We start from the raw sequence: 22793 nt of genomic DNA on the forward strand, positions 1-22793 counted from the left end.
TGTATACAGAAACCCCAATGGCGGGGATCACCGGTTCCACGACTGCACCCACCGCCCCACCGGCGGCCGCAGCGGTCAGCGCGAGCGAACGCGCCTACCGGCAGCTGCGCGACGAAATCCTCGACGGAGTCCTCGCCCCGGGCGCCGGTCTCCTCGAGGTCGAGCAGTCCGACCGCATCGGCGTCTCGCGTACCCCCCTCCGGGCCGCCATCGCCCGCCTGATCGCCGACGGGCTCGTCGCCGGCCGCGCCGGCCGCGGCTTCATGGTCACGGAGATGTCCGTCGACAGCATCCACGAACTGTACGAACTCCGTCGCGCCCTCGAGGAGCACGCGGCCAGGATCGCGGCGACCAGGCGCGACCCCCACGTCTTCCTCGAGCTGCGCGACCAGTTCCGCACGGCACCCGAACTGTTGCTGCAGGGCGAGGCCGGCCTGCACCGGTACTACGAGCTCATCGACGACTTCGACGACGCGCTCGACGCGGCCGTCGGCAACCCGTTCCTCGTCACAGCGCTCGCCAACGTGCGCACCCACCTCGCCAGGATCCGCAGGCTCGCCAGGCACAATCCGGCCCGGCTGCGGGCGGCGGCGGCCGAGCACCTCCTGATCATCGAGGCCATCGTCGCCGGCGACACCTCGCTCGCCGCCCATGCCACCCATGTCCACCTTCACCAGAGCCTCAGCAACGTCCTCGCCGCGCTCGAGGCGAACCCGGCCGCCCAGGCCGACTGAAACACCACCCACCCGAAACCACCGCCCAACCGAACCACCGCCCAACCGAACCACCGAAGGGAACCCTGTGCAGTTTCACGATGTTCGAGTCCACCGCAGCGACGAAGACCTGGCCCGCACGGACCAGCTCGCCTGGAAGATCGCCGAGTGCGCAGCCGACCCGGTGGAGGTCTCCGCCGAGGTGACCGAGATGATCATCAACCGGGTCATCGACAATGCCGCGGTCGCAGCGGCCTCGCTCACGCGGCGACCGGTCGTCGCCGCGCGCTCACAGGCGCTCGCGCATCCGCGTTCCTTCAACGGCGTCGGCGCGACCGTGTTCGGCGAACAGCGTTCCCGCCGGGTCTCGCCGGAATGGGCGGCCTGGGCCAACGGCGTCGCCGTCCGCGAACTGGACTACCACGACACCTTCCTCGCCGCCGAGTACTCCCACCCCGGCGACAACATCCCGCCGGTCCTCGCCGTCGCCCAGCACCTCGCCGTCACCCGCGGCCTGACCGGGCGGGACCTCGTGCGCGGAATCGCGACCGGCTACGAGGTCCAGATCGACCTCGTGCGGGCGATCAGCCTGCACGCGCACAAGATCGACCACGTCGCCCACCTCGGCCCGTCGGCCGCCGCCGGGATCGGCACCCTGCTCGGCCTCGACACCGAGACGATCTTCCAGGCCATCGGCCAGGCTCTGCACACCACAACGGCCACCCGGCAGTCCCGCAAGGGTGAGATCTCGAGCTGGAAGGCGTACGCCCCCGCGTTCGCCGGCAAGATGGCCGTCGAGTCCGTCGACCGCGCCATGCGCGGCGAGACGAGTCCGACCCCGATCTACGAGGGCGAAGACGGCGTCATCGCGTGGCTCCTCGACGGTCCGGAGGCTTCCTACCAGGTAGCCCTGCCCGGCCGGGGTGAGGCCAAGCGGGCCATCCTGGACAGTTACACGAAGGAACACTCCGCCGAGTACCAGGCCCAGGCGCTCATCGACCTCGCCCGCAAGCTCTACCGCGAGCACCCTGAACTCGCCGACCCGGCCAATATCACCCGGATCGTGATCCACACGAGCCACCACACCCACAACGTGATCGGCTCCGGTGCGAACGACCCGCAGAAGTACGACCCGAGTGCGACCAGGGAGACCCTCGACCACTCGATCCCGTATATCTTCACCGTCGCACTGCAGGACGGCAGCTGGCACCACGTCGACTCCTACCGGCCGGAACGCGCGAGCCGCGCGGACACCATCGCCCTCTGGAACAAGGTCACGACCGAGGAAGACGTCGAGTGGACCCGGCGCTACCACTCGCTCGACCCCGCCGAGAAGGCCTTCGGCGGCCGGGTCGAGATTGAGCTGGCCAATGGCAAGCGGATCGTCGACGAGCTCGCCGTCGCCGACGCGCATCCGCTCGGCGCGCAGCCCTTCGGCCGGGCGGAGTACATTGACAAGTTCCGTACGCTCGCCGCGGGCGTGCTCGAGGAGGGCGAGATCCTGCGCTTCCTCGACGCCGCCGAACGGCTTCCCGACCTCGCCGCCGACGACCTCGACCAGCTCACCATCGTGGCCCGCAACGGCCTGCTCACCTCGGTCCCCATCCCGAATGGAATCTTCTGATGTTGTATTCGACACGCACCCCCGCCGCCAAGCGCGAGGGTTTCCGCCGTGACCTGGCCAGCGGACGCCTGCTCCGGTTCCCCGGGGCATTCAACCCGCTCTCCGCCCGCCTGATCGAGGCGAAGGGGTTCGAGGGCGTCTACATCTCGGGCGCCGTGCTCTCCGCCGACCTCGGCCTGCCCGACATCGGCCTGACCACCCTCACCGAGGTCGCCGGGCGCAGCCAGCAGATCGCCCGGATGACCGACCTGCCCGCGATCGTCGACGCCGACACCGGCTTCGGCGAGCCGATGAACGTCGCCCGCACCGTGCAGACCCTCGAGGACGCCGGGCTCGCCGGCATGCACATCGAAGACCAGGTCAACCCGAAGCGCTGCGGCCATCTCGACGGCAAGCAGGTCGTCGACCTCGAGACGGCGAGCAAGCGCATCCGTGCCGCCGTCGACGCCCGCAGGGACCCGAACTTCCTCGTGATGGCGCGCACCGACATCCGCGCGGTCGACGGCCTCGCCGCGGCCGTCGACCGGGCGAAGGCACTCGTCGACGCGGGCGCCGACGCGATCTTCCCGGAGGCGATGGCGTCTCTCGCCGAATTCGCGGCGATCCGTGCGGCCGTCGACGTGCCGGTGCTCGCGAACATGACCGAGTTCGGCAAGGGGGAGTTGTTCACGGTGCAGCAGCTCGCCGATGTCGGGATGAACCTGGTGATCTTCCCCGTCTCGCTGCTGCGCCTCGCGATGGGGGCCGCCGACCGCGGCCTCGACGCGATCATCGAACACGGCTCGCTCGAGTCGATGCTGCCCGAGATGCAGCACCGTTCGACGCTCTACGAACTGCTCGACTACGAGTCGTACAATCACTTCGACTCCGGCGTCTTCAACTTCACCCTCAACCCCACCCTTCCCGCGTAACCACGCACTCGCCGCACGCAAAGGAGCGACATGAGCCAGAACGAACCAGCCGTCACCGAACCGACGGTCTACAAGGGCCTCGCCGGAATCGTGGTCGACCGCACCCGCGTCTCCAAAGTCAACGACCTGTCGAACTCCCTGCTCTACCGGGGCTACCCCGTGCAGGAACTCGCCGCGCAGAAGAGCTTCGAGGAGGTCACCTACCTGCTCTGGAACGGCGAACTGCCGACGCCGGATGAACTCGCCGCCTTCGAGGACGAGGAGCGGTCGCTCCGCCACCTCCAGCCCGCCGTGCGCCGCGTGATCGACGAGCTTCCCCTGACCGCGCACCCGATGGACGTCGTGCGGACCGCCGTGAGCCTGATCGGCGCCTTCGACCCGCAGGTCGACGACGCCTCCCCGGAGGCGAACAAGGCCAAGGGCCTGCGGCTCTGGTCCCAGATGCCCGCGATCGTCGCGTACGACCAGCGCCGCCGCCACGGGCTCGAGCCGATCGAACCGCGCGACGACCTCGGCTACTCGGCGAACTTCCTGTTCATGACCTTCGGCGAGGTGCCCGAACTCGTCGTGGTCGAGGCCTTCGACGTGTCGATGATCATGTACGCCGACCACTCCTTCAACGCATCGACCTTCACGGCGCGGGTGATCACCTCCACGATGAGCGACCTGCACTCGGCGATCACCGGGGCCGTCGGCGCCCTCAAGGGCGCGCTGCACGGCGGCGCCAACGAAGCCGTCATGCACATTTTCGAGCAGATCGGCCTCGGCGAAGGCTCCGGCGAGCGGGCGGATGCCTGGCTCACGGCGACCCTCGACGCGCACCAGAAGGTGATGGGTTTCGGCCACCGCGTCTACAAGCACGGCGACTCCCGGGTGCCGACGATGAAGACCGCGCTGCTCACCCTGGTCGAGCACTACCAGCGCCCTGACCTGATCGAGCTCTACGAGCGCCTCGCAGCGGGGATGAAGGAGCGCACCGGAATCCTGCCGAACCTCGACTACCCGTCGGGGCCGGCGTACTACCTGATGGGCTTCGACAACCTGACGTTCACGCCCATCTTCGTGGCCTCCCGGATCGCCGGCTGGACCGCGCACATCATGGAGCAGACCGCCTCGAACTCCCTGATCCGGCCGCTCTCGCTCTACGACGGGCACCCGGAACGGCATCTGCCCGCTGCAGCGGAACCCGACCTGCAACCGGCCGGTGACCTACCATTGGACAATGGCATTCGAAGCAGACGACTCAGCAACTGACACGCCCGGCATCCAGCGGGAAATTCTCGGCTGGGAGGACTTCGCCAACGCCTCGCGGCAACTGGCCGTCGACGTGCTGTCGAGCGGATTCCGCCCGGACGTCGTGATCGCGATCGCGCGCGGCGGACTGCTGCTCGCGGGCGCGATGTCGTACGCGCTCGGCACCAAGAACTGCGGCAGCATCAACGTGCAGTTCTACACCGGGGTCGACGAACGCCTGCCGGAACCCGTGCTCTCCGGGCCGATGCTCGACGCGCCCGCGCTCGCCGGCCTCAGCGTGCTGCTCGTCGACGACGTCTCCGACTCCGGACGCACCCTCGCCCTCGTGCTGGCCATGCTGCGCGAGTCCGCTGCCGAGGTGCGCTGCGCGACCCTGTACACCAAGCCGCGCACGGTCCTCATCCCGGACTACACCTGGCGCGAGACCGACGACTGGATCGTGTTCCCGTGGTCTGCCCTGCCGATCGTCGACGCGCCAGAGGTGACGGCGCTGCTCGCCCCCATCGTCGCGACCGTCGTCGCTCCCGCAGTCGCTCCCGCAGTCGCTCCCGCAGTCGCTCCCGCAGTCGCTCCCGCAGTCGCGGATGCTGTCGCCGGCGTCGTCGCATGAGCATCCACCTCGTCGGCGGTGGCTGGGCCCCCACGCACAGCGCGGCCGTGTTCGGGCCGTTCCTCGCCGAGGCGACCGTGCGTGCCACGGCGGCCGGTCGCGACGAACCCCGGATCGCGATCATCGCCGTGCGCGCCCCAGGCACCGCCGGCCTCGACGACGTTGTCGACGACGCTGCCCAGCACGCCGCCAGGCTCGCGGAAGCGCTCGGCACTGCGGGAGTCTTCGAGGCGAAGATCACCGAACTCGCACTGAGCGACGCGGCGACCCTGCCCGCGATCGCGGACGTCGACGGCATCCTCGTCGGCGGCGGGCTCACTCCCGCCTACCTCGCCGCACTCACCCCGATCGCCGGCGAGATCCGCCGCCAGGTGTCCGCCGGCGTACCGTACCTCGGCTACTCCGCCGGCGCCATGATCGCCGCGGAGCGCGCCCTCGTCGGAGGCTGGCGCCTCGGCGAGGTCGAGGTCAGCGCCGAAGCGGCCGCGGAAGGCCTCGACGAACTCACCATCCAGCCCGGCATCGGCCTGCTCGACGTCACCGTCGACGTGCACGCCGCCCAGTGGGGTACCCTGTCCCGGCTGATCGCCGCAACGGAAGCCGGCCTCATCGACGGCGGCCTCGCCGTCGACGAGAACACCGCGCTCATCGTTGGGGAGGGCGCCCTCCGCGTCGTCGGCGCCGGCAGCGTCTGGCGGGTCAGCCAGTCCGAGAACGGCGTCCTCGTCAGCACCTTCGGCGCCTAAGCAGTGATCGACCCGGCAGGGATCGACCCCGGCTGGTCAGCGGCCCTCGCCCCCGCGGCGGGCGCGCTCGCCCAGGCCACCGGTTTCCTCGACGCGGAGTCGGCCGCCGGGCGGCCCTGGCTGCCGGAGCCTGCGAACGTGCTGCGCGCCTTCCTCTCCCCGTTCCAGGAGGTGCGCGTGCTCCTGGTCGGCCAGGACCCGTATCCGACGCCGGGGCATCCCCTCGGCCTCGCCTTCGCGGTCGACCCTGCCGTGCGGCCCCTGCCGCGGAGCCTCGTGAACATCGGCGCCGAGCTCCAGTCGGACGTCGGAGTCACCCTGCGCACCGGGGACCTCTCCGCCTGGTCCGCCCAGGGCGTGCTGCTGCTCAACCGGGTGCTGACCGTGCGCGCCGGCGAGCCGGGTTCGCACCGCGGGCACGGCTGGGAGGCCGTCACGGACCAGGCCATCCGCGCGCTCGTCGCCCGCCGCACGCCACTCGTCGCGATCCTGTGGGGAAAGGACGCCGCGAAGCTGCGACCGTTGCTCGCGGACACTCCCGTGATCGAGTCTGCGCATCCGAGCCCGCTGTCCGCGCGGCGCGGCTTCTTCGGGTCGAGGCCGTTCAGCCGCGCGAACGACCTCCTCGTCGCGCAGGGCGCGGCACCCGTCGACTGGACTCTCGGGTAGCGCTCTCGGGTAGCGCTCTCGGGTAATCTGGAAGTCCGTGTGAGGAGCCAGCCATGCTTGAAGAGGAATACCAGCCGCGCCGGCAGTTGCCCAGGCACCTGCGCCCGGCGCCGGAGACCGAGGCTCCGTTCGAGTACTCGATGCGGGACGCGCTCATCACCGACCTCCCGTACATCCGGGAGATCTACAACTATTACGTCGCGAACAGCACGGTCACCTTCGACGTGGACCCGATGACTCTCGCCGCCTGGCGCAGCAAGTTCTACTACCTCGGCAAGCTCGGCATGCCCTTCATCGTGGCCGTGTCGCCGGCCGGTCAGATCCTCGGCTATGCGCTCGTCACGCCGTGGAAGGAGAAGCGCGCGTTCCGCTTCACCGTCGAGAACTCGATCTACCTCGGAGCGGCCTCGACCGGGAAGGGCCTCGGCCGGGTGCTCCTCGGCGAACTCATCACCCGCTCCAAGGACGCCGGCCTCAAGGAGATCATCGCCGTCATCGCCGACCAGGGCGCCGACGCCTCGATCAAGCTGCACCTCGACTTCGGGTTCAAGGAGATCGGCCGGATGGGCAAGGTCGGCTTCAAGTTCGACCGCTGGCTCGGAACCGTGCTGCTCCAGAAGAGCCTGAAGTAAACCCGGTGACCGACCAGGAAATCTCGTTCGAACCGCCGAAGCGCCACACCGTGCTGCGGTCCTTCGCCGGACATCTCGAAGCACCGCCGGAGACCGTGTTCGTGCGGCTGCTCGCGGCGCTGATGCCGGAACCGAGCGCGGGTGCTGTCGCGATCGGCCGGCATTTCCGCGCCGATCCCGCCGAGCGCCTGATCGTGGTGCAGGGGAACTGGTGGTACCGCGGCGAGTACCGCGTACTCGCAGAGGACGAGGGGTCGCTCGTGCAGTACGAGATCGTCAACGTCGCGCAGGCATTCCACACCGCCGGGGCGCTCACCGCCCGATCGACGCTTCGGGCGGCGCCCCGCGCGTTCCAGGACCTGCTCACGACGGTCGCAGGCCCGCTCGCCCACTGAGGTCAGGGCGCGAGGTGCAGCGTGAGCTCCGGTCTGCCGAGCAGCACCGCGAGCACGGATGCCCCGAGCCCGCCGACGAGAAGCAGCCCCGGATGGGCGAGCCCCACGACCGTGGCCCGCACGCGCGGCCTGGTCCGCAGGAACTCCTCCGGAACCGCGTGCGCCGCGGGCACCTCGCGCCAGCCGCGTAACCGCCGCAGGAACCAGCTGCACCGCACGACGAACGCCATCCACAGCACGAGCAGCACCACCGGGATCGCCGCGAGCATGAGCGCGAAGCCGAGCCCGGTCACCGCGGCGTCGTCGTCGTGTGCCGCGGCCTGGATCGTCGTCGAGATCGACGAACTCGCGACCACCGACACGCTCCAGACCAGGAATGCCGCGCACAGTGTGAGGAACCGCACGAAGAAATGGCCGAGGACCGAGTCGTTCCCGGGCGGCAGGTGATCACGCGGCGTTGCCGCGAGCAGCCACAGCGTCGCGCAAAGGGCTGGCAGGGAGGCCAGCAGCACGACCGCATACCAGCCTGGGTCCGGTACCCAGGGCGCGAGGGCATCTGAAGCGACCACGACGCCCCAGAGGGCCAGCCAGGCCCAGCCCGACCGCAGCGGATGCCGCACGAGCCACGCCGGCAGCATCCGCTCGAGCACCGCAGTCATGCGCACACTGTACTCGCGAGGTGTGCCGGGGCTCGAGACCCGGTGCGGGACTACTCGCGGAGCGCCGGGCGCGACGGCCACCAGAACCGGTCGCCGGTCAGGAAGACGAGCGCGGGAACCACGAGGGTGCGCACGAGCAGGGTGTCGAGCAGCACGCCGAGGCAGACGATCACGCCGATCTGCGCGAGCGCGACGACCGGGAGCACCCCGAGCACGACGAAGACCGCCGCGATCAGGATGCCGGCGCTCGTGATCACCGCTCCGGTCGAGGAGAGGGCGCGAACCATGCCCTCCCGGGTGCCGTGCAGCCGGGCCTCCTCCCGCGCCCGCGTCGTGAGGAAGATGTTGTAGTCCACACCCAGCGCGACAAGGAACAGGAACGCGAACAGCACGACGTTCGTATTGAACGCCGGGAACCCGAGCAGGTTCTGGAAGATCAGGTTCGAGGCGCCGAGGCTCGCGAAGAACGTCGCGAGCACGCTCGCGATCAGCAGCACCGGGGCGACGAGCGAGCGGAGCAGCAGGGCGAGGATCCCGAAGACGATCGCGAGGATCATCGGCAGGATCAGGTCCTGGTCGCGCTGCGAGCTCGTGCGGGTGTCGAGGGCCGTCGCGTCGGTGCCGCCGACGAGGGTGTCTGCGACGGGGCCGCCGGCATCGGCGTACGCGCTCCGGAGCGACGTGATCGTCGCGAAGGTCGTCTCGCTGCCCGGTTCGCTCCCGAGCGACAGGTTGAGGCGGGTGAGCCCGTTCGCGCTCTCCCCGGTCTGCACCGCGGCGACGCCGGTCGTGGCGGTCGCGAGGCTCGCGGCCTCGGTGGCCGCGGCGTCCGGCGTCAGCACGACGGTCTGGCTGGTGAGCCCCGACGAGAACGACGCGTCGACGATCGCCTGCGCCTGCACCGATTCGGGGTTGCCGAGCAGCTGGTCGGCCTGAGAGAGTCCGACGGATGCCCCGATCAGCCCGAGACTGAGGGCGCCGAGTCCGAGAGCGGAGCCGACGATGATCGCAACGGGGCGGCGGGCGACGCCGCGGCCGAGCTTGGACCAGAATCCGGTGTGCACGCGGGGCGATGCGGGGTCGTAGCGGGGGACGAACGGCCAGAACAGCCCGCGGCCGCAGACGACGAGGGCGGCGGGCAGCACGATGAGGGCGAACAGGATCGCGATGACGACCCCGATCGCGCACGCGAAACCGAGTGCGCGGTTGCCGGAGAGTTCGGCGAAGAGCAGGGTCAGCAGGCTGAGCGCGACGGTCCCGCCGCTCGCCGCGATTGCGGGACCGGCGCTCCGTACGGCGATCCGCATCGCCTCGTTCCTGCTCTCCGTGTGCAGCAGTTCCTCGCGGTAACGGGCGACGAGGAGCAGCGCGTAGTTGGTGCCGGCGCCGAAGACGAGCACGGACTGGATGCCCGACACGCTCGCGTCCAGGGTGATCCCGAACGGCCCGGCGAGGGCGCTCACGACGACCCCGGCGAGTCCGTCGGCGAGTCCGACGACCACGAGCGGCACGATCCAGAGCACGGGGCTGCGGTAGGTGATGATCAGCAGCACCGCGACGACGATCACGGTCACGAGCAGCAGCCGGAAGTCGGCGCCCGCGAAGGCGTTGGAGATGTCGGCCTGGAACCCGACCGGCCCCGTCACGTAGGAGCTCAGGCCGGCGGGCAGGTCGCTCGAGGCGGCCGAGCGGATGTCCGTGGCCGTGCCCTTGACGTCGGCGCTGACGGCGGCGGCCTCGAGCGGCACCACGCTGATCGCGGCGAGCCCGTCGTCGCTGAACTGCGGTGTCGTTGCACGCGGTGCGGTCGACAGGGCGCCGAGCTCGGCGGCCCGCGCGGTGATCGCGGCCTTGTCCGCCTCGGTCAGTGCGCTGTCCGGACCGGTCGCGTCGGCACCGCCGCGGCTCCAGACCACGATCGCGGAGGTCTGCTTGGCCGAGGGGAAGTCGGCGAGGAGGGCGTCGACCCTGGCCGCCTGGCTCGCCGTGGGCAGTCCGGAGGTCGGGAAGTCGTTCCCTGCGCTCTTCGGCAGCAGGGCGAACAGCAGTCCGACGGCGATGACGGCGCCGACGAGGACGACCCAGGCCGTGCGCCGACCCGTGATGATGCGCACAATCCCGAGCACTTTTCCTCCAATAGTCCTGATTGCTAAGCATCCTAGCAATGTCAGGACTAGTATGGCGGTCATGGCAGAGCCTCGCAAGTCCCCGCTCCCGGCGAGCGCGCCGACCGGTTCCCCGGCGGGAGCGCCGGTTGCTGCGCCCGTCGGCACGCCGGCCGGCGCCGTCCAGCCCCTGGTCGGCGACAACGATATCGGCCTGCCCTATTCCGGAGAGATCGGCACTCAGCTGCGTGAATTCGTGGTGCTGTCCCGGGCCTTCGAGCGCCAGGTCGGTCAGGCGCTCGCGGTGAACCCGACCGACTTGTCCGCAATGGAACACTTGATCAGCGCCGGTTCGCTCACGCCGAGCGAACTCTCGCGGCGGCTTGACATCTCGACGGCCGCGACCACCCTGGTGGTCGACCGGCTCGTCGCCCTCGGCCATGCCCGGCGCGAGGCGCACGCATCGGACCGTCGGAAGGTCGTCGTCCTGCCCGCGGCGAAATCCGTCGCGATGGCCGTCGGCGCGCTCATGCCCGTGATCGGGGGAGTCGCCACGGTCACCCGCGATCTCCCTCCGGAGGAGCGGGCGGTGATCGCTCGCTTCCTGTCACGCGTGCTCGAGGTCTACCACGGCGCCCTCGACGGCGGCGCCGCTGGAGCAGAGGGAAACGGAGACGGCACCGACACCACCGCTCCCCGGTTCCGACCCCCCGCTTCCTGAACGTTCCGTGAATTGTTTTGAGGAAATCAAGACAACTGTTAGCGTGAGGGCATGACGACGACGGGGGTGCCGAGTACGACCCCTGGTTTCTCTGGCCCTGGCTTCTCGGGACCGGGCGAGCCCGGGCAGCTCGGCGACAGCATCCGCCGGTCGGGCCTCAAAGTCACAGCGCCTCGCCTTGCCGTGCTGCGTGCCCTCGACGATTCTCCGCACACGAGTGCCGAACGACTCTTCGCCCTCGTGCGGACCGAGTTGCCCGGCACGTCGCTTCAGGCCGTCTACGGTGTGCTCGCGGCCTTCACCTCGTCGGGCCTCACCCGCAGGATCGAACCCTCCGGGTCTCCCGCGCTCTACGAACGCCGCGTCGGAGACAACCATCACCACGTGATCTGCTCGCGCTGCGCCGCGGTGCGGGACGTGGACTGCGCCGTCGGCGAAGCGCCCTGCCTCGAGCCGAACGACGCCGCCGGTTTTGTCGTGCACGCGGCCGAAGTCACCTTCTGGGGCCTGTGCCCCGACTGCCAGGCGGCGACCGCGTAGCCGCACCGCCGGCCCGGACCACCCACTCACCCTTACTTTCGCAGTGCACATGTAGTCGAACAAAGGAGCAGTATGACCACCGAGTCGAAGCCAACCACCACCCAGAGCGGAGCGCCCGTCGCGAGCGACGAGCATTCCCTCACCGTCGGGACCGACGGCGTTGCAGCCCTGCACGACCGCTACCTCGTCGAGAAGCTCGCGCAGTTCAACCGGGAGCGCATCCCGGAGCGGATCGTGCACGCCAAGGGCGGCGGAGCGCACGGCGTGTTCGAGGTCACCGGCGACGTCTCGGCGTACACCCGCGCCGCGGTCTTCCAGCCCGGCACGAGTACCGAGACGCTCCAGCGCTTCTCGAGCGTCGCCGGCGAGCAGGGCAGCCCGGACACCTGGCGCGACGTGCGCGGCTTCTCGGTCAAGTTCTACACGACGGAGGGCAACTACGACATCGTCGGCAACAACACCCCGGTGTTCTTCATCCGCGACGGCATCAAGTTCCCCGACTTCATCCACTCCCAGAAGCGCCTTCCAGGCTCCGGCCTGCGCGATGCCACGATGCAGTGGGACTTCTGGACCCTCTCGCCGGAGTCCGCGCACCAGGTCACCTACCTGATGGGCGATCGCGGCCTCCCGCGCTCCTGGCGCGAGATGCCCGGTTTCGGCTCGCACACCTACCAGTGGATCAACGCCGCGGGCGAACGCTTCTGGGTCAAGTACCACTTCGCCTCCAACCAGGGCAACGTCGAGATGGAGGGCTCTGAGGCCGAACTCATCGCCGGCGCAGACGCCGACTACTACCGCCGCGACCTGCACGACGCGATCGAGGCAGGCAACTTCCCGTCCTGGACCGTCTCGGTGCAGATCATGCCGTACGAGGAGGCCAAGACCTACCGGTTCAATCCCTTCGACCTGACCAAGGTCTGGCCGCACGCCGACTACCCGCTGATCGAGCTCGGTGTGCACACGCTCAACCGCAACCCGCAGAACTTCTTCGCCGAGATCGAGCAGGCCGCGTTCTCGCCGGCCAACTTCGTGCCCGGCATCGCGGCGAGCCCGGACAAGATGCTGATGGCGCGCATCTTCTCCTACCCGGACGCCGCGCGATACCGGGTCGGCACGAACTACGCCGAGCTGCCCGTCAACGCCCCGCACGCCGCCCCGGTGAACGGCTACTCGCAGGACGGCGCCGGCCGGCATCACTTCAACGCTCCAGAGGCCCCGAACTACGCGCCGAACTCGCTCGGCGGCCCCGTGGCCGACCCGCTGCTCGCCGGTGAGGGCAGCTGGGAGAACGACGGCGCGCTGCTCCGTGCCGCCGCCGTGCTCCGCAGCGAGGACAGCGACTTCGGCCAGGCAGGGACGCTCTACCGCGACGTGTTCGACGACGCGGCCAAGGCCCGCTTCCTCGACACCATCACGGGCGCGATCAGCGGCGTGCAGCGCCCTGAGGTCACCGAGCGCGCGATCTGGTACTGGACGAGTGTCGACGCCCAGCTCGGCGCCGCACTGCGCGCGAACCTCGCGAAGTGGGCCGAGGCGGACATGCTCGCCGAGGCATCCGCCCAGTATTCAGAGTAAGCAGCGTCTCGGAGTAAGCGACTACTCGAGAGTGGGTGCGGCGGCGGCCGCACCCACCATCGCCGCGCTGCGCTCCCAGAGGGCTGCGGCGAGTGCCGGGTCGTAGGCGAGCTTGTTCGCCTTCGCGACCAGGCGCTTGTCGTAGTACTCCCCGGAGATCCAGTCGCCCAGGGGAGCCGTGGCGAGCCAGACCAGGGTGTCAGCGCCCTGCTCCGGGGTGATCAGCATCCGCTTGAGCGGGGTCTGGTAGATGAACCGCATCACGCTCGTCGAGTTCGACGAGAAGCTCGTCGCGACGACGCCGGGGTGGAAGGCCGCGGTCGTGAGGCCCCGCTCGTGGTAGCGGTGGTGCAGCTCGCGGGTGAAGAGGATGTTGGCGAGCTTGGCGTTGCCGTACGCCCGGTTGGGCGAGTACTTTCGGCTCCCGTCGAGGTCGTCGATGTCGAACCGAGCGTAGACGCTGTTCGCCACGCTCGCGGTGTTGATCACCCGGGCACGGCTCTCCAGCAGCCGGTCGGTGAGGAGCGTCGTGAGCAGGAACGGCGCAAGGTGGTTGACCTGGAAGGTCATCTCGTGGCCGTCGACGGTGAGCACGCGCTTGCCCATGATGCCGCCGGCGTTGTTCGCGAGCACGTCGATGCGCGGGTAGCGCTCGAGGAGGGTCGCTGCGAGTGCGCGCACGTCGTCGAGGCTGGCGAAGTCGGCGGTGAACGAGTCGGCGCCGAGCTCGGCGGCGACGGCGGCGGTCTTGGCCGCCGAGCGTCCCACGATGACAACGGATGCCCCGGTGCGGCTGAGTGCGCGGGCCGCGGCAGCGCCGATGCCGTCGCTGCCTCCGGTGATGATGATCGTGCGAGCGGACGGTGCGGATTCTTCGGACATTTCTGTCATGACTTTCCTTTGGCCAGGTAGCCGCCCTTGTCCAGGCCGGCCTCGATTTCAAAACGGTTGGTGAGTGGGTTGCGGCCGGCCGCACGGTATAACAGCGGGAACAGCATGCCGTAGTGCTGCCACTGGCGCTTGTGCACGGCCTCGTGTTCGAGGATCGCGTCGGAAACGTTGTCCCGGGTGAGATAGCAGCCGCCGACGCAGGACCCGCCGCGGCCGAACGCCCAGTCCGGCAGGCCGCGGAAGACGATCAGGCCGCCGCGTCGCTCGACGCGCCCGGTGCTGAGGAGCCCTCCCCAGACCAGCCCGACGGCCGTTGCGTAGAGGTATCCCGCCCTGCTGAGGGAGGAATCGAAGAGGATCCGGCGCATGAACCAAGCGTATGCCGCCTGACCGGCACTTAGAGTTAACCCCGTGCGAATTCGACTGCTGGGCGGCCTGAGTGTCGAGCACGACGGACGACGTCTTCCCGTGACCGGGGCGATGCAGCTCGCCGTGCTGTTCCGGCTTGCCGTCGACGCCGGGACGGCCGTGAGCTACCGGGCGATCGCCGAGGACGTCTGGTCCCGCGATGCGCCCGAGAACCAGCGGGCCGCCCTGCAGTCCATCGTCTCGAGGCTGCGGGCCCAGCTCCCGCCCGGCCTGATCGAGTCGACGGTCGGCGGCTACCGCCTCCGGCTCGCCAGGTCCGACGTCGACGCACTCCGTTTCGAAGACCTCGTCGCCGAAGCCGGTGCCGCCGCCGGGGCCGGTTTGCCGGCGGATGCCCGGCGCGGCGCGAGCGCGGCCCTCGCGCTCTGGGCCGGCGAACCCTGGATCCCGTCCCCGGACTTCGACTGGTTCCTCCGCGACCTGGCCCGGGACAAGGCCAGGGCACTCGAACTCGCCGCCCCGGACGCCGCCCCGGACGCCGCCCCGGACGCCGCCGCCACGGAGGGCTGCGCACCCTCGGTTCCCTTCGCACCCTCGGCCGCCCGCGGCATCCCGGTGTCCCTCACCCGCCTCGTCGGCCGGGAGCGGGAACTCGCCGCGATCGAGGAGCAGCTCGCCGGGTCCCGGCTGGTCACGATCGTCGGAACCGGTGGAATCGGGAAGACGCGGCTCGCGCTCGAAACGGCAGCGGGCATCCGTGGGGCCGTGCTCGTCGAACTCGCCCCGGTCGGCCCTGGCGAGGTGCTCGCCGCGGTGCTCGCGGCCACCGGGCGCGAACTGCGCACCTCGGACGCGCCCGTCGAACCCGTCGGCAGCCTCGAGCGGGTCGTCGAGGCGCTGCTCGGCCGCGCGGTCGTGCTCGTGCTCGACAACTGCGAGCACGTCATCGATGCGGTCGCGCGGCTCGCGGAGAGCCTGCTCGGCGCACTCCCCGCGCTGACGATCCTCGCCACGAGTCGCGAGCCGCTCGGTATCCCCGGCGAAGCCTTCGTCACCGTCGGGTCGTTGCCGCACCCGAGTGAGTCGGAGCTCGCGGCCGCCGTCGGCTCGCCGGAAGCGCCCGGCTCGCCGGCGTCGCCCGGCTCGCCGGAGAGCCTGCGCGAGTTCGCCGCGCTCGAACTGTTCAGCCAGCGTGCCGTCGCTGCGCGGGGCACCGGCCTCTATACCGCGGAACTGGCCAGTGCCGCCCGGATCTGCGCGCGCCTCGACGGGCTGCCGCTCGCCATCGAGCTCGCCGCCGCGAAGCTCCGCACGATGACCCTCGACGAGGTCCTCGACGGCCTCGACAGCCGCTTCACCCTCCTCACCGGCGGGTACCGCACCGCACTGCCCCGGCACCAGACCCTCCGCGCCCTGATCGACTGGAGCTGGAGCCTGCTCTCGGCGGACGAACGCACGGCGCTCGGCCGACTCGCGGTGTTCCCCGCCGGCATCGACACCCGGGATGCGGCCGACGTCGCCGCCACGGCCGGTCTCGCCGGGGCATCCGTTTTCGAGAGCCTCGTGGACAAGTCGCTGCTGCACCGCGAGCGCGGACGCTACCGGCTGCTCGAGACCATCCGTGAGTACGGCATCGAGCGACTCGCGGAGGCCGGGACTCTCGCTGCCGAGCGAGCGGCGCAGGCCGAGTACGCGATGCTGCGGGCGGAGGCCGCCGATGCGCTGATGCGCGGGCCGCGGATCCGCGAGGCGATCGCGTGGTTCGACGCCGAAGACGACAATGTGACCGCAGCGCTCCGTTACACCACGAGCGCGCGTCTCGCCGAGCCCGCGGTCCGGATTGCGCTCGCCTGCGTCTGGTACTGGGGGATCCGGGAGCGGCGCGACGAGCTCGGCGCCTGGCTCGGTGCGGTGAGCGAGCTGGCCGCAGCGGTCGACAGTGACGAAGCACGCGCCATCGTGCTGTTCGCGCCGGTCGTCCGGGCCTTCTCCGCGGAGGAGGCCAACCTCGATGCCGCCCGCGACTCGGCACTCGTGCCCGAGGCGCTCGCCGAGGCAGCGCGGCGTGCGTTCGACGCCTGGGCGCAGGACCCGCCGGGGCGGGGCGGCGAGCTCATGCAGCTGGCCTTCCCGCTCCTGTCCGCGTTCCGGACCTCGTTCGGCGAAGAGGGCTGGATGCTGCGAGTGCGGATCCCGAGCGGCGAGGAGCTCGGTCTCGATCCATGGCCAACGGCCATGCTGCACGTGATCCGGGCCGCGACGGCGCAGAACCGCGGCGACATCACTGAGCTCGGCGAGGCATCCACTCGCGCCGTGACCGCATTCGAGGAGATCGGCGACCTCTGGGGCCTCGCCCTCGCCCAGCAGATGCGCGCGGAGTGGTTCAGCCTGCAGGGGCGCCTCGAGGAAGCGCTCGACGTGACCGATGCCTCGACCGCGAACATGAGCCGCATCACCTCGAGCTGGGACCTCGCCCAGCAGCAGGCGCTTGCCGTGTCGATCATGCTGCGGCAGGGCAGGCTCGCGGCGGCCAGGGAGCGCGCGGACGAAGTCCTCGCCGGGGCGGCGGAGTCCGGCAACATCTTCACGGTGATCCTGGCCGAGGCGACCGCGCTCGTGCTCGACCTGAATGACAGGGACGCGCGCGCAGCGAGCGCCCGGCTCGCCAGGATCGAGGACCTCGCGTCGGGCTGGCCGAACATGCCCAGCCAGCTCGTGGCCATGATCGGCGTGCGCCGGGCCGAGCTCGCGCTGCTGCTGGGCGACCCGGATGCCGCGGAGCGGGCCATCCGGGTCGCCGCGGGGGCTGCGATCGCGAGCCTCGACCACCCCGTGATCGGCCAGGTCGCCCTGAGCCTCGGCGGCCTCGCGCTCGCCCGCGGACAGGTCGAGGAGGCCGTGCGGGCGCTCGACCTCTCCGCGGCGATCATCGGGGCGTACGACCGCCTCGAACCGCGCGCGATCGCGATCGAGGCCGCGGCCGCCGCCCGCGGCATCGACCGGGCGACGCCGGCGCCCTCCTCGCGCCCGCAGGCCCTCGCGACACTCCGCGCCCTGATCGATCCCGCGCCCTGATCCCGCCCCGCCCGCCCCCGCTCGCGGAGGGATTTCGCGGGAGGGATGGGGGCTAGAGCTTGGTGCGGTAGGCGCGCATCGCCAGCGGGAAGAAGACCCCGACGAGCACGACGCAGGAGAGCAGCACCCAGAGCACTTCGCCGCCGACGGTGGTTCCCGGGGTCATGATCGAGTTGCCGACCAGGAGACCGCGCATCGCGTCGGTGACGTGCGTGACCGGGTTGATCGCGACCCAGCCCTGCAGCCAGCCGGGCATGGTCGCAGCGGGCACGAACGCAGAGGAGCCGAAGGTGAGCGGGAAGACGATCAGGAACGACAGTCCCTGCACGGCGCCCGAGCTGCGGGCGAGCATGCCGATGAAGACGGATGTCCAGCACAGGCTCATCGCGAAGACGATCATCAGCACGATGGCCGTCGCGACCGAGTACCACGGGGTCAGGAACCGGAAGCCGATCGCCGCACCGAAGGCGAGGGTGACGCCGATCGCGATGCTGTGCCGCACCACGTCGCCGGTCACGGCGCCCATGAGCGGTGCGGACCGGGCGATCGGGAGGGACCGGAACCGGTCGAACACCCCGTTCTTCAGGTCGGAGTTGAGGTTGACGCCGATGGTCATCGCCGTCGTCATGATCGTCTGCACGATGATGCCGGGCAGCGCGAACTGGAGGTAGTCCTGGCTCGTCCCCGCGATCGCGCCGCCGAAGATGAACACGAAGATCACCGTCATCACGATCGGCTGCACCGAGACGTCGAGGAACTGTTCGGGGTTGCGCACCATCTTGGTGACGGTGCGCTGGGCGAGGATCAGTGAGTCGCGGACCATCATGATGCGGCTCCTTCCGTGACGAGGCCGGGGGTGGACGGTGACGCGGGCGCTGCCGGCGTGTGACCGGTCAGGGAGTAGAAGACCTCGTCGAGGCTCGGGAGCCGCAGCGAGAGTTCGGTGACGGCGATGTTCTCGGCGTGCAGCCGGGCGACGGTCGCGGTGAGGGCGTCTGCGCCTGCGACGGGGACGGAGACGAGGCTGGGGGAGGGGAACTCGGGGGAGCGGGTGCCGACCGAGGCGAGCAGGGCGGTGACCCGGTCCAGGTCGCGATCGTCGGCCGGCCGCACCTCGAGGGTCTGCCCGCCGACCTGGCGTTTCAGGCCATCCGGGGTGTCGTGGGCGATCACGAGACCGTGGTCGATGACGGTGATCTCGTTCGCGAGGGCATCCGCTTCTTCGAGGTACTGGGTGGTGAGAAGAACGGTCGTGCCCTGGCGGACAAGGGTGCGGATCATCTCCCAGACGTCGTCGCGCTTGGCGGGGTCGAGGCCCGTGGTCGGTTCGTCGAGGAAGACGACGCTCGGCCGGCCGATGAGTGAGGCCGCGAGGTCGAGACGGCGACGCATGCCGCCGGAATAGGTCTTGGCGAGGCGGTCACCCGCGTCGGTCAGCTCGAATTCCTCGAGGAGCTCGGCGGCGCGCGCCTTCGCGCTCGAGCGGGACAGGCCGAGCAGGCGCCCGATCATCACGAGGTTCTCGACGCCGCGCAGGTCTTCGTCAACGCTCGCGTACTGGCCGGTCAGGCCGATCCGGCGGCGCACCTCGACGGGGTGCGACAGGACGTCGAAACCGGCGACCCTGACCGTGCCGGCGTCGGGCTTCAGCAGGGTCGCGAGAATGCGCACGGCGGTGGTCTTGCCCGCGCCGTTGGGTCCGAGCACGCCGAGCACCCGGCCGGGTTCGACGGTGAGGTCGATTCCGGCGAGTGCCTGGGTCGAGCCGAATCGTTTGGTGAGCCCGCGGGCTTCGATTGCTGCGGTCATTGTGCCTCCTGGGTAGGACACCAGTAGACAATTCCCGCGCTGTCGCCCCGCTGCCGCGCGCTGTCAGCGCCTGTCAGCGCTATCCTGTCGCGCGGCAGCGGGCAGCGGATGCCCCGTTACGGGCGGCCGTATGCCTCCAGCAGGCGCAGCCAGACTTCGCTCATCGTGGGGTAAGCCGGCACCGCGTGCCAGAGCCGGGCGATCGGAACCTCGCCGACGACGGCGATCGTCGCCGCGTGCAGGAGCTCGGAGACGTCCTGGCCGACGAAGGTGACACCGACGAGCACCTCCCGGTCGAGATCGACGACGGCCCTGGCCCTGCCGGTGTACCCGTCGGCCTGCAGGCTCGCCCCTGCGACATTGCCGATCGGATAGTCGAGCACCCGAATCCGGAGGCCGGCCTTCTCCGCCGCCGCCTGGGTGAGCCCGACCGAGGCGACCTCGGGATCGGTGAACGTGACCTGGGGAACCGCGGAGTGGTCTGCGGTCGCGACGTGGGTGCCCCAGGGCGCGTCGTCGACGGCGCGGCCGAAGGCGCGGGTGACAATCACGTCGCCCGCCGCGCGCGCCTGGTACTTGCCCTGGTGGGTGAGCAGCGCCCGGTGCGTGACGTCGCCGGTCGCATACAGCCAGTCGCCGGCGAGGTCCGCCGCGTCACCCTGAACCAGCAGGGTGTCGTCGACGGTCAGCCAGTCGCCGTCGGGGAGCCCGACGGACGCGAGCCCGACGTCCTCGGTCCGGGGCGTGCGACCCGTCGCGACGAGGACCTCATTCGCGGTGACGGTTCCGCCGCTCGCGAGGGTGAGCACGACGGTGCCGTCTGCCGCGCGCATCGCGAGCACCGGGGCCTCCCCGGTCAGCACGGTCGCTCCCGCCGCGCGCAGCGCCTCGATGACGAGCTCGCCGGCGAACGGCTCCTCCTTGCCGAGGAGGGAGTGGCGCACGATGAGCGTGACCTTCGCCCCGAGCGAGGTGTATGCGGTGGCCATTTCGGCCGCGGTGACGCCGCCGCCGATGACGGCGAGGCTCTCCGGGACGTGCTGGGCGCTCGTGGCCTCGCGGCTGGTCCATGGGTCGACGATACCGATCCCCGGAATGTCGGGCAGCACGGCGGACGACCCGGTGCTCACTACGACGGCATGCCGGGCGGTGAGGACGCTCGTCGTGCCGTCGGCCCCGGTCACGGTCACCTCGCGCACGCCGCTCAGGCGGGCATGCCCGCGGACGAGGGCGATTCCCGCTGAGTCGAGCCAGCCGACCTGGCCGTCGTCCGACCAGTGGCTCGTGAACGAGTCCCGGCGACGCAGCACCGCGGCGACGTCGAGCTGGCCGGTCGCGGCCTCTGCGGCCCCGCCGACCCGGCGGGCGGCGGAGAGTGCGGCGCCGCTCCGCAGCAGGGCCTTCGAGGGCATGCACGCCCAGTACGAGCATTCGCCGCCGACGAGTTCGCTCTCGACGATGACGGTGCTCAACCCGCCCTGAACGGTGCGGTCTGCGACATTCTCTCCGACGGCGCCGCCGCCGATCACGATGACGTCGTAGGTCGTGGTCTGGTCGTTCATTGTGTCTCCTGTCGTCGATGAGTCATGCTGTGGGGGAAACCCCAGCGGGTACCTCAGCGCCCCACGAATTCCGCCGGGGTGCGGGTGCGGAACGCTTCCATGCCGATCCGGGCATCCTCGCTCGCCGCAAGCACGCCGAGGGCCGGCTGCAGGCCGGCCTCCGCGACGGCGTCGCCGAGTCGCACGGCGTCTCGCGCGCTCGCGAGGCTCGCCTGCACCGCGAGCGGCGCCTGGGCGGCGATCCGTCCGGCGAGCTCGAGCGCCCGGTCGAACTCGGTGCCGTCGGGGACGACCTCCTGCACGAGGCCGATCCGCAGCGCCTCCGCGGTGTCGAACATGTCACCGGTGAGGATCCAGCGCATCGCATTGCCCCAGCCGACCGCGCGCGGGAACCGGATCGTGGCTCCGCCGAACGGCAGGATGCCGCGGGCCACCTCGATCTGCCCGAACCGCGTCGAGGCGGCCGCGACCGAGATCTCGCTCGCGAGCATGAGCTCGATCCCGAGCGTGAGACAGGTGCCCTGCACGGCCATCACCACCGGCTTCGAGACCGCGTGACCGTCGACCTGCCAGGGGTTGATCCCGCCGTCCGGCACCATGTCGATGCCGTCCGGGCCGAGGCGGGGGCCGATGTCGGCGAGGTCGAGACCGGCCGTGAAGTGCTCGCCGACCGCGTAGACGAGGCCGACCCGCAGCTCGGGGTCGCGGTCGAGGTCACCGTAGGCCAGGGACAGCTGCTGCAGCATCAGCAAGTCTGCGGCGTTGCGCTTGTCCGGCCGGTTGAGCCCGATCAGGAGCACGTGCCCCCGTCGTTCGGTCAGGACCCGGGGCTCCTGCCGGTCGGGGTCGTGCTGATTTCGGCTCTGTTCGGTGCTGCGCTGCTCGCTCACGGATGCCTTCCCTGGTTGTTGAGTTTCGACGCGTTGCCCGCGGTGCAGGACAACGCAACGTCGGAGTTTTGCGCGACCCGCGGTATCCGCTGCCCGCGTGCACGGCGTGTCGGAAAAATCTCCGATTCTGCGTGACGCGATTGTGCGTGCGTGACGACGAGCAAATCAGCGGGTGAGGGCGCCGATGATCCGCAGGATGCTCGGCAGGTCGTCGTTCGCGGCCTCGGGAGAGGCGGGCGCAAAGCCGGCGATCGTCGCGCCGGCGAGCTCGAACTCGGCCCTGAGCGCGGTGATCGTGCGACCGAGCGTCTCGACACTCAGCCCGAAGGGCAGCAGGTTCGCCAGCCCGGTCAGCACCGCGGGGTCGAGCACGTCGAGGTCGAGGTGCAGGTAGAACGCGGTCGCGCCGGTCGCGCGGACCGCGGCGACCAGGCCGTCCGGCGTCTCGAGCTCCTCGATCGACAGGCTGCGGATGCCCGCCGCACCGATGAGCTCGGCCTCGGCCGGGTCGATGTCGCGGGCTCCCGCGATCACGATCCGGTCGAACGGGACCCGTTCCTCCGCGTTGAGCACGAGCCCGTCGACACCCTCGCCGGCGATCGCCCGGAGCACCATGCCGCCGAAGGCTCCGGAGGGAGACGATTCGGGGGTGTGCAGGTCGGGGTGTGCGTCGAGCCAGACCACGGCGAGGCCGCCCGGATGCCGCGCCGAGGCGTGGCCGACGGCCGCGAGTGAGACGCCGCACTCCCCGCCGATCGTGAGGACGGGTGTGACGCAGTCGCGCAGCGCACGGGTGAGGCGCTCGCGCACCATCACAAGGCTCGAGAACCGGTCGATGCCGGTGTCCTGCGCGTCGCCGGCCTCGACCGGAACCGGGACTTCGACGGTGGCGGAGGACGGGAGATCACCCCGGATCGCCTCCGCACCATCACTGAGGCGCATCGCGCGCGGCGAAACCGAACCCTGCCATTGCGGCACGACAACGAAGGAGGGAGCCATACTCCAGTATGCGCCTCGCCGGTTGCCGCGCGCGAGGGTATCCG

Annotated in this window: 22 protein-coding genes; 13 read left to right on the forward strand and 9 right to left on the reverse strand. The window is 70.5% G+C overall.

Features of this window, described 5'->3' with window-relative positions; all coding sequences use genetic code 11:
* Positions 1-17: 17 nt before the first annotated feature.
* The 9 genes from MQH31_RS19430 to MQH31_RS19470 all read left to right on the forward strand — a co-directional run bounded on the left by MQH31_RS19430 (position 18) and on the right by MQH31_RS19470 (position 7554).
* On the forward strand, positions 18-734 hold the full coding sequence (locus tag MQH31_RS19430; RefSeq protein WP_243013424.1) for a GntR family transcriptional regulator: 717 nt from the start codon (positions 18-20) through the stop codon (positions 732-734).
* A 67-nt stretch (positions 735-801) separates the two neighbouring features.
* Positions 802-2337 (forward strand): MmgE/PrpD family protein, encoded by a 1536-nt coding sequence (locus MQH31_RS19435; RefSeq protein WP_134535195.1) that lies wholly within the window; start codon positions 802-804, stop codon positions 2335-2337.
* Positions 2337-3248 (forward strand): methylisocitrate lyase, encoded by a 912-nt coding sequence (prpB, locus tag MQH31_RS19440; RefSeq protein ID WP_134535196.1) that lies wholly within the window; start codon positions 2337-2339, stop codon positions 3246-3248. The genes MQH31_RS19435 and prpB overlap by 1 nt, the downstream gene beginning before the upstream one ends.
* A 30-nt stretch (positions 3249-3278) precedes the next feature.
* Positions 3279-4502: a bifunctional 2-methylcitrate synthase/citrate synthase gene (locus tag MQH31_RS19445; protein ID WP_243013425.1), complete on the forward strand. Its 1224-nt coding sequence runs from the start codon at positions 3279-3281 to the stop codon at positions 4500-4502.
* Positions 4471-5112, forward strand: a complete 642-nt coding sequence (locus MQH31_RS19450) for a phosphoribosyltransferase (protein ID WP_308196490.1) — start codon at positions 4471-4473, stop codon at positions 5110-5112. The genes MQH31_RS19445 and MQH31_RS19450 overlap by 32 nt, the downstream gene beginning before the upstream one ends.
* Positions 5109-5858, forward strand: coding sequence for a Type 1 glutamine amidotransferase-like domain-containing protein (locus MQH31_RS19455; RefSeq protein WP_243013426.1), 750 nt, complete (start codon positions 5109-5111; stop codon positions 5856-5858). Before MQH31_RS19450 ends, MQH31_RS19455 begins: the two co-directional genes overlap by 4 nt.
* A gap of 3 nt (positions 5859-5861) precedes the next feature.
* Positions 5862-6527, forward strand: coding sequence for a uracil-DNA glycosylase (locus tag MQH31_RS19460; protein WP_372488191.1), 666 nt, complete (start codon positions 5862-5864; stop codon positions 6525-6527).
* 53 nt (positions 6528-6580) lie between these two features.
* Positions 6581-7159 carry a GNAT family N-acetyltransferase gene (locus MQH31_RS19465; protein ID WP_134449800.1) on the forward strand — a complete coding sequence of 193 codons (579 nt, stop codon included), beginning with the start codon at positions 6581-6583 and terminating at the stop codon, positions 7157-7159.
* A gap of 5 nt (positions 7160-7164) precedes the next feature.
* On the forward strand, positions 7165-7554 hold the full coding sequence (locus MQH31_RS19470; RefSeq protein WP_243013427.1) for a hypothetical protein: 390 nt from the start codon (positions 7165-7167) through the stop codon (positions 7552-7554).
* Positions 7555-7556: 2 nt separating this feature from the next.
* Here the strand turns inward: MQH31_RS19470 and MQH31_RS19475 are convergent, their stop codons facing one another.
* Together MQH31_RS19475 and MQH31_RS19480 are read right to left on the reverse strand one after the other, a co-directional pair.
* Positions 7557-8213, reverse strand: coding sequence for a hypothetical protein (locus MQH31_RS19475; RefSeq protein ID WP_243013428.1), 657 nt, complete (start codon positions 8211-8213; stop codon positions 7557-7559).
* Between the two features lie 50 nt (positions 8214-8263).
* Positions 8264-10339: an MMPL family transporter gene (locus tag MQH31_RS19480; protein WP_243013429.1), complete on the reverse strand. Its 2076-nt coding sequence runs from the start codon at positions 10337-10339 to the stop codon at positions 8264-8266.
* Positions 10340-10400: 61 nt separating this feature from the next.
* On the opposite strand from MQH31_RS19480, the gene MQH31_RS19485 reads away from it, so the two are divergent.
* The 3 genes from MQH31_RS19485 to MQH31_RS19495 all read left to right on the forward strand — a co-directional run bounded on the left by MQH31_RS19485 (position 10401) and on the right by MQH31_RS19495 (position 13154).
* Entirely contained in the window at positions 10401-11039 is a 639-nt protein-coding gene (locus MQH31_RS19485; RefSeq protein WP_243013430.1) for a MarR family transcriptional regulator, read from the forward strand.
* Between the two features lie 51 nt (positions 11040-11090).
* Complete coding sequence (locus tag MQH31_RS19490; RefSeq protein WP_243013431.1) at positions 11091-11579, forward strand: Fur family transcriptional regulator; 489 nt, start codon at positions 11091-11093, stop codon at positions 11577-11579.
* A gap of 72 nt (positions 11580-11651) precedes the next feature.
* Positions 11652-13154: a catalase gene (locus MQH31_RS19495; protein WP_243013432.1), complete on the forward strand. Its 1503-nt coding sequence runs from the start codon at positions 11652-11654 to the stop codon at positions 13152-13154.
* Positions 13155-13175: 21 nt separating this feature from the next.
* Here MQH31_RS19495 and MQH31_RS19500 read toward each other — a convergent pair whose 3' ends face one another.
* Together MQH31_RS19500 and MQH31_RS19505 are read right to left on the reverse strand one after the other, a co-directional pair.
* Positions 13176-14045, reverse strand: a complete 870-nt coding sequence (locus MQH31_RS19500) for an SDR family NAD(P)-dependent oxidoreductase (RefSeq protein ID WP_243013433.1) — start codon at positions 14043-14045, stop codon at positions 13176-13178.
* Complete coding sequence (locus MQH31_RS19505; RefSeq protein ID WP_243013434.1) at positions 14042-14413, reverse strand: Fe-S oxidoreductase; 372 nt, start codon at positions 14411-14413, stop codon at positions 14042-14044. Before MQH31_RS19505 ends, MQH31_RS19500 begins: the two co-directional genes overlap by 4 nt.
* A 43-nt stretch (positions 14414-14456) precedes the next feature.
* Between MQH31_RS19505 and MQH31_RS19510 the strand changes: the two genes are divergently transcribed.
* The gene (locus tag MQH31_RS19510; protein ID WP_243013435.1) at positions 14457-17489 is read left to right on the forward strand and encodes an ATP-binding protein; all 3033 of its coding nucleotides are present in this window, start codon (positions 14457-14459) and stop codon (positions 17487-17489) included.
* A 52-nt stretch (positions 17490-17541) separates the two neighbouring features.
* Here the strand turns inward: MQH31_RS19510 and MQH31_RS19515 are convergent, their stop codons facing one another.
* The 5 genes from MQH31_RS19515 to MQH31_RS19535 form a co-directional block, all read right to left on the reverse strand.
* The gene (locus tag MQH31_RS19515; protein WP_134535209.1) at positions 17542-18315 is read right to left on the reverse strand and encodes an ABC transporter permease; all 774 of its coding nucleotides are present in this window, start codon (positions 18313-18315) and stop codon (positions 17542-17544) included.
* Complete coding sequence (locus MQH31_RS19520) at positions 18312-19298, reverse strand: ATP-binding cassette domain-containing protein (protein WP_243013436.1); 987 nt, start codon at positions 19296-19298, stop codon at positions 18312-18314. Before MQH31_RS19520 ends, MQH31_RS19515 begins: the two co-directional genes overlap by 4 nt.
* Before the next feature lie 116 nt (positions 19299-19414).
* Positions 19415-20860 carry a dihydrolipoyl dehydrogenase family protein gene (locus MQH31_RS19525; RefSeq protein WP_243013437.1) on the reverse strand — a complete coding sequence of 482 codons (1446 nt, stop codon included), beginning with the start codon at positions 20858-20860 and terminating at the stop codon, positions 19415-19417.
* A gap of 53 nt (positions 20861-20913) precedes the next feature.
* Positions 20914-21750 (reverse strand): crotonase/enoyl-CoA hydratase family protein, encoded by an 837-nt coding sequence (locus MQH31_RS19530; RefSeq protein ID WP_243013438.1) that lies wholly within the window; start codon positions 21748-21750, stop codon positions 20914-20916.
* 165 nt (positions 21751-21915) lie between these two features.
* Positions 21916-22749 carry an arginase family protein gene (locus MQH31_RS19535; RefSeq protein WP_243013439.1) on the reverse strand — a complete coding sequence of 278 codons (834 nt, stop codon included), beginning with the start codon at positions 22747-22749 and terminating at the stop codon, positions 21916-21918.
* Positions 22750-22793: the final 44 nt, after the last annotated feature.

Origin of the sequence: Cryobacterium zhongshanensis (assembly GCF_022760445.1) — a bacterium.
Classification (GTDB): domain Bacteria; phylum Actinomycetota; class Actinomycetes; order Actinomycetales; family Microbacteriaceae; genus Cryobacterium; species Cryobacterium algoricola.

Excerpts from the sequence above, each read along its gene's own strand:
- MQH31_RS19430 (WP_243013424.1), top strand. The coding sequence starts at position 18 with ATGGCGGGGATCACCGGTTCCACGACTGCACCCACCGCCCCACCGGCG.
- prpB (WP_134535196.1), top strand. The coding sequence starts at position 2,337 with ATGTTGTATTCGACACGCACCCCCGCCGCCAAGCGCGAGGGTTTCCGC.
- MQH31_RS19445 (WP_243013425.1), top strand. The coding sequence starts at position 3,279 with ATGAGCCAGAACGAACCAGCCGTCACCGAACCGACGGTCTACAAGGGC.
- MQH31_RS19450 (WP_308196490.1), top strand. The coding sequence starts at position 4,471 with ATGGCATTCGAAGCAGACGACTCAGCAACTGACACGCCCGGCATCCAG.
- MQH31_RS19455 (WP_243013426.1), top strand. The coding sequence starts at position 5,109 with ATGAGCATCCACCTCGTCGGCGGTGGCTGGGCCCCCACGCACAGCGCG.
- MQH31_RS19465 (WP_134449800.1), top strand. The coding sequence starts at position 6,581 with ATGCTTGAAGAGGAATACCAGCCGCGCCGGCAGTTGCCCAGGCACCTG.
- MQH31_RS19475 (WP_243013428.1), bottom strand. The coding sequence starts at position 8,213 with ATGACTGCGGTGCTCGAGCGGATGCTGCCGGCGTGGCTCGTGCGGCAT.
- MQH31_RS19485 (WP_243013430.1), top strand. The coding sequence starts at position 10,401 with ATGGCAGAGCCTCGCAAGTCCCCGCTCCCGGCGAGCGCGCCGACCGGT.
- MQH31_RS19490 (WP_243013431.1), top strand. The coding sequence starts at position 11,091 with ATGACGACGACGGGGGTGCCGAGTACGACCCCTGGTTTCTCTGGCCCT.
- MQH31_RS19495 (WP_243013432.1), top strand. The coding sequence starts at position 11,652 with ATGACCACCGAGTCGAAGCCAACCACCACCCAGAGCGGAGCGCCCGTC.
- MQH31_RS19500 (WP_243013433.1), bottom strand. The coding sequence starts at position 14,045 with ATGACAGAAATGTCCGAAGAATCCGCACCGTCCGCTCGCACGATCATC.
- MQH31_RS19505 (WP_243013434.1), bottom strand. The coding sequence starts at position 14,413 with ATGCGCCGGATCCTCTTCGATTCCTCCCTCAGCAGGGCGGGATACCTC.
- MQH31_RS19515 (WP_134535209.1), bottom strand. The coding sequence starts at position 18,315 with ATGATGGTCCGCGACTCACTGATCCTCGCCCAGCGCACCGTCACCAAG.
- MQH31_RS19520 (WP_243013436.1), bottom strand. The coding sequence starts at position 19,298 with ATGACCGCAGCAATCGAAGCCCGCGGGCTCACCAAACGATTCGGCTCG.
- MQH31_RS19525 (WP_243013437.1), bottom strand. The coding sequence starts at position 20,860 with ATGAACGACCAGACCACGACCTACGACGTCATCGTGATCGGCGGCGGC.
- MQH31_RS19535 (WP_243013439.1), bottom strand. The coding sequence starts at position 22,749 with ATGGCTCCCTCCTTCGTTGTCGTGCCGCAATGGCAGGGTTCGGTTTCG.